Source organism: Staphylococcus pragensis, from assembly GCF_004785665.1.
Classification (GTDB): Bacteria; Bacillota; Bacilli; order Staphylococcales; family Staphylococcaceae; genus Staphylococcus; species Staphylococcus pragensis.
This window is the reverse complement of the sequence record NZ_SRPJ01000003.1, coordinates 173,119-182,849: the sequence shown is the minus strand read 5'-3', so window position 1 is coordinate 182,849 and position 9,731 is coordinate 173,119. Positions and strand designations below refer to the sequence as shown.

Sequence of the window (9,731 nt, the reverse complement as noted above, 5' to 3'; positions counted from 1 at the left end):
CGCATTACCTTTCTTTTTTATTTGGTGTGGTAGCTAATAATTATAGAGGTAATTGCGCTATTTTTGTATTCAAAACATAAAAATTGGACTGATGATTTTTAGTCATCAGTCCAATTTATTATAGAGCTTATTATAGAGCCATTTAAATAGCTCATAAGGGATATTTTTATGCCTAACATTATAAAAATTGAAATACGTAATCGGAAACTTTATAATTGATAATAATTCTCACTTTAAATACTGGAGGTTTCTACATATGTGTACAGGTTTTACGTTTCAAGCTAAAAATGGTGACGTTATTTTAGGTCGCACTATGGATTACGACTATCCACTAACTGGTCATCCTGCTGTGCAGCCACGTCGCTACTATTGGGAATCTCGTGTTGATTATAAAGGCACAACAAAGTATGGCTTTACCGGTGCTGGTTCTGATATGGAAGGGTTTATTTTTGGAGACGGTGTCAATGAGCATGGACTTGCGATTTCGAATCAATATGATCGTGGTTATGCATCATATTCTAATGAAATTCGCGATGGCTATATTAATATTTCGCAAACTGAAGTATTAACATGGGTACTTGGATATAATCAATCGATTGCTGAACTGATTGAACAATCTAATCAAGTCAATGTCGTTGCGCATACTTTAAACGATATCAACGAAGCACCACCATTACATTATCATGTATCAGATGTGACAGGCCGAACTGCAGAAATTACATTTGTAGAAGGTCGTATCGTTATTCATGATAATCCAGTTGGCGTACTAACAAATAGTCCTGATTTGAATTGGCATTACGAGAACTTGAAGAACTACGCGAATGTGACGCCTCACAAACCTCAATATAAACGTTATAAGAATTTATATATTGGAAATGAAAGTGGCACATCTGGTTTGCCAGGTGGCTATACATCTGCAGAACGTTATGTCAGAGCAACTTATCTCGTGCATAATATGTTGCCTGACGATGGTGATGATGCGGTGCTCGATGCATTTAGAATTCTAGATAGCGTTAGCATTCCTAAAGGTGCCGTTCGCCCCTCTGAAAATGAGTTCCACTATACGCTGTATCAAACTGTATTTAATCTGACTACGCGTACGTTGTATGTGAAGTATTATAATTCTAACCGCATTGTCGAATTACAACTAACCGAGGATTTATTAAATAGCGATGATTTAGTCATCTTTGATCCAATACCACAAGGCTTAACGACAGATAAAGTGAATTAAATATGTACTTTTTATGTAGAGTAGTTCTTAGATAAATGTTCACTCGTTTAAGTTGTTGTGCGTTCCTGTGGGAAAGGCTTAAGCCTGTAGTCTTGAGGCTCTTTCTTTTCCACTAGGAGTCTCCACAACTACACTTAGTAATCTATCTGAGAACTACTTATATAAGTACTTGAACACTCACACTTATCAAAAACGCTATTTACTGGTTGGGTAATTTCATTCAACATCTATATCTAAAATTTTAAACAAGTATTTATAAACAAAACAAGCGTGGCTAATTGAACAGTCACGCTTGTTGTTTATTATGCTTTAACGTTTTTAGGTATAAGAATAAATGCTGATATTAGGCCAATTATCATGATAATAGCACCTGCTAAAAATGAAATCATGGCTGAGGTTTCTACTGTATAGAATTGTTGGCATACGGTGAAGATAGTAGTATTGAAAGCAATACCGAAGGCACCTCCTAAAGTAGCTCCCATTTTATATAAACCTGTCGCAAAACTTACTTTTTCTTCTGGCATGTTAAATACGGCAATCGTTAAACCTGGTGTAGCTACTAAGCCGTTACCAATTGCGCATACCACAAAAGCAAATGTCACGAGACCGATGTACCAACTTTGAGATAAAAATGTACAACTAATTAGGATAATTCCAATAGTCGGGAATAATGGCCCTGCAATTAACATGCTTTTCCCACCATAACGTTGTATTGCTTTTTCACCTAATCGTATCATTGCGATGGCCATGAAGACGTATGGCACAGTGACCAGACCTGTTTGTACTTCACTCATACCAAATTGTTTTTGTGCATAGCCATTGAAGACGACAGTTGTACCTACACCAGTATTAAGCACAAAATTATTAATTGTAGAACCAAGAAATGCTCTGTTTTTTATAATTGAAAAATCGATAAATGGTGTGGTTCTGCCTTTTTCAAAAAAATAAAAAACGATGAGTGCGATGAGACCAAGGGCTACAATAGTTAGTGTGAAAGTGCTAGTCCAACCGTATGTAAATCCTTGTGTCATGATTAACATAAGGCAGGCAATAAAAATACCGAAGACAATCATCCCTACGTAATCAAATGTTTGATGCTCGCGTTGTGAACGAGGTATTTCTTGTCTGCGACTTAAAATAAGTATTGCAATAATTGATAAAATGATAGAAATAATAAAAACGGTTTGCCATCCTAAATAACTAGAAATTAGTCCACCTATATAAGATGAAAAACCAATTCCACCTACAGTTGCTATCATCATAAAACTATATGCTTTACGCAATTCTTGGCCTTCAAATTTATCTGAGACTAGTCCAATAGTAGATGGCAGTAAAATGGCTGCTGAAAGTCCTTGGAAAATACGGCCAATGACTAGGAACGGTGTAGCTGGGATAAGAATAAGACTAAGACAACCGATAATGCTTAAGACTAGTCCAATGATTGTCATTTTGAGATTTCCTATTTTATCAGCAATATCTCCTGCGCCGACCATGAATATGCCTGTGACGAATGAAACAAGGCTAATTGACAGGTTCATTATCGATGCTGGGGCTTCAAATGTTTTTTGGACACTTGTACCTATATTTATAAATGATTGCGCGAACAACCAATATGTTAACACTGCAAAACTTGCTGCGATGACGAGTTTACCGTCAAACTTACGTTGATGTGACATCACATCATACACTCCCTTACTGTGATATATATTTATGCGATTCATTGAGAATGTTTCTCATTTATATAAATATTGTATCATGAAAGAAAAAGGTATACTACGTATAGTTTTACTAATATGTAAAGATAAACTCCCCTCTTCATATTGTTGAGGGGAGTTTTTGCTTGAAACTTAGTTCTTTAAACTTTTCAATTTTATATTCGGTTTATCTATACACTAATCCACCGTCTGTTAAGATGGCTTGACCTGTGATGTAATCTGAATCTGGTGACGCTAAGAATGATACTAAAGCTGCCACATCTTTCGGTTCTTGATAGCGACCTAATTTAATTGCTGATGAGAATTGTTCGAAAGCATCGCCTGGTTTTAAGCTATCATCTAACTCAACCATAGCAGCATCGATACGATCCCACATTTCTGTTTTAGCTACTCCTGGGCAATAAGCATTGACTGTAATACCTTTTTCAGCTAATTCTTTCGCTGCTGTTTGAGTGAATGAGCGTACTGAATATTTTGTAGCACAATATGTACCTAACACTTCATAAGATTCATGTCCGGCGATACTACATGCGTTAATAATTTTACCTTTGCTATTTTGTTTAATAAATTGTTTTGCTGCTGCTTGAATTCCGAAAAGTGTTCCATAAACGTTAATATGGAATAATTTGTCTAATTCGTCTTCAGTAATTTCTAAAATTGAAGATACTGCGTCAACACCAGCGTTGTTTACAAAGACATCAATGTGGCCAAATTCTGCAACTGCGAATTGAACTAATTCTTCTTGTTCTTTCTTTTTAGATACATCGCTATGGAATGCTACAACATTGTATCCTTTACCTTTAAATTCTTCTTCCGTTTTTAAAAGTGTTGTTTGGTTAATATCTTGAATCACAATATTGAATCCATCATTGGCTAAACGCTCTGCAATCCCTTTACCTAAACCTGCTGCTGATCCTGTAATAACTGCTGTTTTTGTCATAAAACATTCCTCCTTTTTACACTTATATTTTATCACAATAGTATAAAATTACTTACTATTTATATAAGTACACAAATAAAGTTCATAATTCTAGTTACCGATAATAATTAACTTTCTTCTTACTTAAACCATGCTTTAATTTGAAAATTAAGAATGCTAATATTAAGAAAATTACTAGTCTTCAACGTTTTAAAATATAAGTTCTTCCATTGTTACTAACATTACTTTGATATTTTTCTGGGCATTTTAAAAATTAAGGGAGGAAATCAATAATGAAAATTCTAGTTACAGCATTTGATCCATTTGGTGGCGAAAAGATTAATCCTGCATTAGAGGCAGTGAAACAATTAGACGAGCACATTGGCGAACATACAATTACAAAGTTAGAAATCCCCACTGTCTTCCATGAATCAAAAGACGCAGTGGATAACGAATTGGCTAAAGGTGGCTATGATGCCGTACTAGCTATCGGACAAGCTGGGGGACGTTATGATTTAACACCAGAACGTGTTGGCATTAATATTGACGACGCACGTATTGCAGATAATAAAGGAAATCAACCGCTTGATGTACCTATTCAAGAAGACGGCGCACCTGCATACTTCTCAAACTTACCAGTTAAGAAGATGACAGAAGCGATTAAACAAACCGGCGTTCCAGCAAGCTTATCAAACACGGCAGGCACTTTTGTCTGCAATCACATCTTATATCAATTAGGTTACCTAGCAGACAAATCTTATCCTGGTTTATTATTCGGATTCATTCATGTACCATTTATTCCAGAACAAGTGACCGATAAACCTGAAAAGCCTTCAATGTCTATCGAAACGATTGCTAAAGGCTTAACAGCTGCAATTAAAGCAATATCAAGAGATGAAGACGCAAAAATCGCATTAGGCGAAACACATTAAATTGAATATACTTTAAATCAATAATTAGTACATCACACTATAAGTGCTTAAATTTATAACTGTTCAAGATTAAGGGGGCTTTTGCCCTCTTTTTTCATGTCACAAATTCTAACTTGAATTTTCAAAGAAGACTTTAAAGGTGTATCATATATAATAAAATTTGTATATGAACTTAATACAAAAAATATATTTATGTATATAAGGGAAAGAAGGTAGTGTATTGAAAAAGCGCATATTCTGTTCTCTTTCTATGTGCGCCATGCTCATGTTAAGTGGCTGTGCTCAACAACATCATGACGATAAAGAGGTTAAAGTGTCGTTACCCCGCGAATTTAACCCTAACAAATTAGATGCTCAAGCATTTGATGTTCCTATGCCCGTATATAGTGCGGTATACCAACCGCTTGTAACCTATGGTAAAGGTGGCAAAATTGAACCTGGTCTCGCTACATCATGGGAGGCTTCAGAAGATGGTAAAGACTATACGTTCCATTTGAAACATAATGTGAAGTTTAATGATGGTTCTGATTTTGATGCGTCGGCGGTCAAATTTTCAATAGAGAGAGCGAAAGCGACAGATAAAACGAATCCAATGGAAACGCTAGATAAATTGCAATCGGTCAATATTAAAGATAAATATACAGTTGAGATTAAATTGAAGGAATCATCTAACCAATTATTGCCTGAACTCACGCAAATTAGACCGCTTCGTATCATGAGTCCTCATGCGATAAAAGATGGCAAGACAACTGGCAAGTTCGAGAAAGCGATTGGTACGGGGCCATTCAAAGTGGCTGGCTCAACGAATGAAACAGTAACATTTAAACCCAATCAGTATTATCACAATGGCCATCCTCTCGATTACAATCTAACCTTTCAATCGATTGAGGATAGTGATTCGAGACACTTAGCCATTGAAAGTCGTTCTATCGATATTACTGGCGGTTCATTAGGTCAGATGACGCCACAACAAGTCAAAGAATCTCATCGTAACAATGATTTAAAAGTGAATTCTTATCCAAGTACAGAAACTCAATTTATGGGCTTTAACCCACAAAATAAAGTCTTAAAAGATAAGCGTATTCGTGAAGCTATCAGTAAAGCTATAGATACTAACGACCTTTCACCTAACAAGAAACTCAAAGGGTTATTCCAAAATGACGTGCCATATGTTAATTCAAATAATCAACACAATCATACATACGCGCCTTCAGATTCAGAGAAATTGCTCAAAGACGCTGGCTATAAGAAGAATTCTAACGGCTATTTTGAAAAGGATGGCAAAGTACTGTCACTTAAACTTGCACTTCAAACCCATGAATTTCCAGAGTGGAAAACGAAAGCTGAAATTATGCAACAAGCATTGAAAAAAGTAGGCATCAAACTAGACATCAACATCTTAGACTCTCAAACGTATTACGAAACGCTAACAGTACGTAAAGATTTTGACCTTATCTATTACCGTACCTATACTAATGCTTTAATGCCATATAATTTCTTAAATGCACGTTTCAAACAAGCAGATCACCAACCAGGCGCATTCGCAGATGATTCGAAATTAACAGAAATGATTAAACAGTTCCCTACAATTATTGATAAGCAGCAACGTCAAAGTGCTTTCGACAAATTATCTAACTATATTGATAATCAATACTTAGCGGTGCCAATTTCTTATCCGAACGAAACCTTTGTAACGACACCTAAAATCAGCAATTTTGAATTTTCTGGCCAAACAGATGCACCTATAAACTTTGATAAATTGAAGGTAAAGAACCATGAATAATATTATTAAACAATTTATAAAATTAGTGATTTACTTAGTCGTCATTTCATTTATTCTATTTGTTCTTTTGGAAAATACCACCGGCAACCCTGCCGTTCAATATTTACAAGAACATGGTGTCGCACAAATCACACCAGAACGCATTAAAATGGCCCAAGAAAAGTTAGGACTTAGCCAAGCGATGCCTATTCGCTACATACAATGGCTTGGACATGCCTTTACAGGTGACTTAGGCACAAGTTTTAGTAATGGAGAGCCCGTCACTCATCGTATTACTCAAGCAATGGCACCAACGTTAAAACTTATTCTTGGTTCAGCGATGATTTTATTCCCACTTGGCTATATCATTGGTTATTTATGTGGTAATCATCCACGTTCTAAGTGGTCGCAATCAATTATGAGACTCTCTCAACTTATTACATCATTACCTGAGTATTGGCTAGCTATCATTTTCATCTATTATTTTGGTGTGAAATGGCATTTATTCCCATTTGTAGGTAGTAATAGTTGGGAATACTTTGTGCTCCCTATCACTATATTAGTGTTAGTAGAAGGTAGCCATATGATTTTACTCAGCAGTCATCTTTTCGAACGTACACTTCACAACCAACCTTATCAGTTGGCACAATTACGACAATTTAAACTGAAAGATCGTATTTATGTGCAAATCAAAGAAATATTAGCACCGTTATTAACCATTACGATTAATAATTTTATTCACTTATTTAGTCGCGTCATTATTCTAGAAGTGATTTTTAGTATTTCAGGATTAGGTAAACTGTTAATCAATGGTATTAATTTGCGTGATTATCCGTTAATTCAAGGTATCTTAATGATTATTATTTTAATGATTATGGTGCTCAATTTCCTTGGCGATATTTTATTAGAGAAAAGTGATCCGCGCTTAAGAATGTCTAAAAAGTTAGGAGGCCGTATAACTTATGAAGATTAAATATTGGATATGGCCCATTATCATTTTAGTTCTCGCCATGCTCGCCTACACCTTATATGATAACGCGAATGACATTCATCAATCGGAAGCGTTAATTCCACCTAGCTTCCATCATTTACTTGGTACCGATGATTTAGGTCGCGACTTCTTAACACGACTCTTTGTTGGCAGTATGGTCACACTTGGATTAACTACTCTCATTTTAATCGGCACGGTCGTCCTTGGCCTCATCTTAGGTTTGATGTCTGCACTTATCGGACGCTGGTTCGATTCGATTATGATGGCGGCAGCTGATATGTTAATTGCGCTTCCTGCGATTATTATTGCATTGGTTGTCCTTGGCTTTGTTAATAATTCGATTGTCGGTTTATGCTTAGCGCTTATTATTGGCTGGTTAGGTCGTTATTTACGTTATTTCAGAAATTTAGCCCGTGATGCACAAACACAACCCTTTGTGAAATATGCATCTTTAAGTGGCTTATCTAAAGTTCAAACGACTATCCATCATGTCATTCCACATCTTTTAAGTAACGTCATGGCACTCGTAACCGCAGATTTCGGTAAATTAATGTTAAGTATTTCTGGTTTAGCCTTTATTGGATTAGGCGTTAAACCACCCTTACCTGAATTAGGCGCTATCCTGTATGACGGTAAGAGTTATTTCTATTCTGCACCTTGGCTATTCTTCTTCCCTGGTGTGTTGTTAGGAGGATTCGCGCTCATATGTCAAATATTGAATCGACGCTTCATTCGTTAAAGTCCTTATTACATTTGGAAAATGTCTCCGTCTACGATGGCGACGTTGCACTATTAAAACATGTAGATTTAGACGTGATTGAAGGTAGTTTCCATTGTTTAGTAGGTGAAAGTGGTAGCGGTAAATCATTACTATCCCGTACTGCTTTACACATGCATCAACCTAACTTACGTTATGAAGGAAAGATTGAAATTAACCTTAATCAAACAGATGCTATGTTCCAAGATGCAAATAGTAATTTCTTTCAAAATGTGCGTATTCAAAAACATTTCGATGCCTTATTTAATTCATTTAATTCTAAATTCTCTCGCGATCAACAACGTGAATTCGTGTTACGTCAATTTAGAAATTTAGGTTGGACACAAGTAGAAGATGTACTTCATGCCTACCCTTTTCAATTAAGCGGAGGAATGGCACAACGTGTGGCATTAGTAATAGCAATTATTAGAGAAGCCAAGTTCATGATTGCCGACGAACCTACAAGCGCGTTAGATTATGATAACCGTAATAACTTAATGCGCTTATTAAATCATGTCATTCAAGAACATGGAATGACCATCTTATTTATTACACACGATTTAAGTTTAGTTAGAGAATATGCCACGCATATTAGCGTTATGTATCAAGGCGAAATCATTGAAAGCGGTACGGCTCAACAAATTTTAGAGCACCCTCAGCATAGCTACACACGACAATTGATTGAACTTTCGAATAGGAGAAATCAATATGTTACAAATTAAACAGTTGAATAAATCATTTTCAGATAAAACAATATTTAGAAACTTTAATTATGAAGCTAATAGTCATGAAAACATCATTATTAGTGGAGTTAGTGGGAGCGGTAAGTCTACCCTCGCTCAAATCATTGCCGGTTTAGATGACAACTATCAAGGTATCATCAACTATAACGATTTAACTCTCGGAAAAGTATCACGCTATGAGTGGATGAAACATATTCAATATATTCCACAGTATAATTCAAATACTCTAGATCCTAGAAAGACTGTTGAATGGATATTAAAACAACCTTTGAAAAACTTTCATATCCCTGAACACTTGCATAAAGAAAAAATGCAGAACGCGATGACACTATGTAAATTAGACTCACAGTTATTAAATAAAAAAGTGAGTAATTTAAGTGGTGGCCAATTCCAACGATTATGGATAGCGAAAGCCTTGTTAGTTGAGCCTGACGTCATTATCTTAGATGAAGCTACAACTAACCTAGATGTGATTAATGAAGAACTGATTTTACAGACTTTGCGAGAAATTGAAAACTTGCAATTAATTATTATTACGCATGATCCGTATTTATTACACAGCCTTCCCGGTAAACATTTAAAAATTGGTAGTGATTAAGAAAAGGTTATTAAAAGGAGAGATCTAGTGAATACATTAGACCTCTCCATTTCTATATATTAATGTTAATAATGATTGCATAT

9 protein-coding genes are annotated in these 9,731 nt (G+C 35.6%); 7 read left to right on the top strand and 2 right to left on the bottom strand.

Features of this window, described 5'->3' with window-relative positions; translation table 11 throughout:
* Positions 1-256: 256 nt before the first annotated feature.
* A complete protein-coding gene (locus tag E2558_RS08695; protein WP_126564659.1) occupies positions 257-1,231 on the top strand; it encodes a choloylglycine hydrolase family protein in 975 nt (324 codons plus the stop codon).
* A gap of 302 nt (positions 1,232-1,533) precedes the next feature.
* Here the strand turns inward: E2558_RS08695 and E2558_RS08690 are convergent, their stop codons facing one another.
* The gene (locus E2558_RS08690) at positions 1,534-2,907 is read right to left on the bottom strand and encodes an MFS transporter (protein ID WP_188349592.1); all 1,374 of its coding nucleotides are present in this window, start codon (positions 2,905-2,907) and stop codon (positions 1,534-1,536) included.
* Between the two features lie 205 nt (positions 2,908-3,112).
* Complete coding sequence (locus E2558_RS08685; protein WP_126564661.1) at positions 3,113-3,886, bottom strand: acetoin reductase; 774 nt, start codon at positions 3,884-3,886, stop codon at positions 3,113-3,115.
* A gap of 272 nt (positions 3,887-4,158) precedes the next feature.
* Between E2558_RS08685 and pcp the strand changes: the two genes are divergently transcribed.
* The 6 genes from pcp to E2558_RS08655 all read left to right on the top strand — a co-directional run bounded on the left by pcp (position 4,159) and on the right by E2558_RS08655 (position 9,648).
* Positions 4,159-4,797 (top strand): pyroglutamyl-peptidase I, encoded by a 639-nt coding sequence (pcp, locus tag E2558_RS08680; RefSeq protein ID WP_126564662.1) that lies wholly within the window; start codon positions 4,159-4,161, stop codon positions 4,795-4,797.
* Positions 4,798-5,017: 220 nt separating this feature from the next.
* A complete protein-coding gene (locus E2558_RS08675) occupies positions 5,018-6,580 on the top strand; it encodes an ABC transporter substrate-binding protein (protein ID WP_126564663.1) in 1,563 nt (520 codons plus the stop codon).
* On the top strand, positions 6,573-7,532 hold the full coding sequence (locus E2558_RS08670; protein WP_126564664.1) for an ABC transporter permease: 960 nt from the start codon (positions 6,573-6,575) through the stop codon (positions 7,530-7,532). The genes E2558_RS08675 and E2558_RS08670 overlap by 8 nt, the downstream gene beginning before the upstream one ends.
* A complete protein-coding gene (locus E2558_RS08665) occupies positions 7,522-8,289 on the top strand; it encodes an ABC transporter permease (RefSeq protein WP_126564665.1) in 768 nt (255 codons plus the stop codon). Before E2558_RS08670 ends, E2558_RS08665 begins: the two co-directional genes overlap by 11 nt.
* Positions 8,256-9,029 carry an ATP-binding cassette domain-containing protein gene (locus tag E2558_RS08660; protein WP_126564666.1) on the top strand — a complete coding sequence of 258 codons (774 nt, stop codon included), beginning with the start codon at positions 8,256-8,258 and terminating at the stop codon, positions 9,027-9,029. The genes E2558_RS08665 and E2558_RS08660 overlap by 34 nt, the downstream gene beginning before the upstream one ends.
* Complete coding sequence (locus E2558_RS08655) at positions 9,016-9,648, top strand: ATP-binding cassette domain-containing protein (RefSeq protein WP_126564667.1); 633 nt, start codon at positions 9,016-9,018, stop codon at positions 9,646-9,648. Before E2558_RS08660 ends, E2558_RS08655 begins: the two co-directional genes overlap by 14 nt.
* The last annotated feature ends 83 nt before the right edge of the window (positions 9,649-9,731 follow it).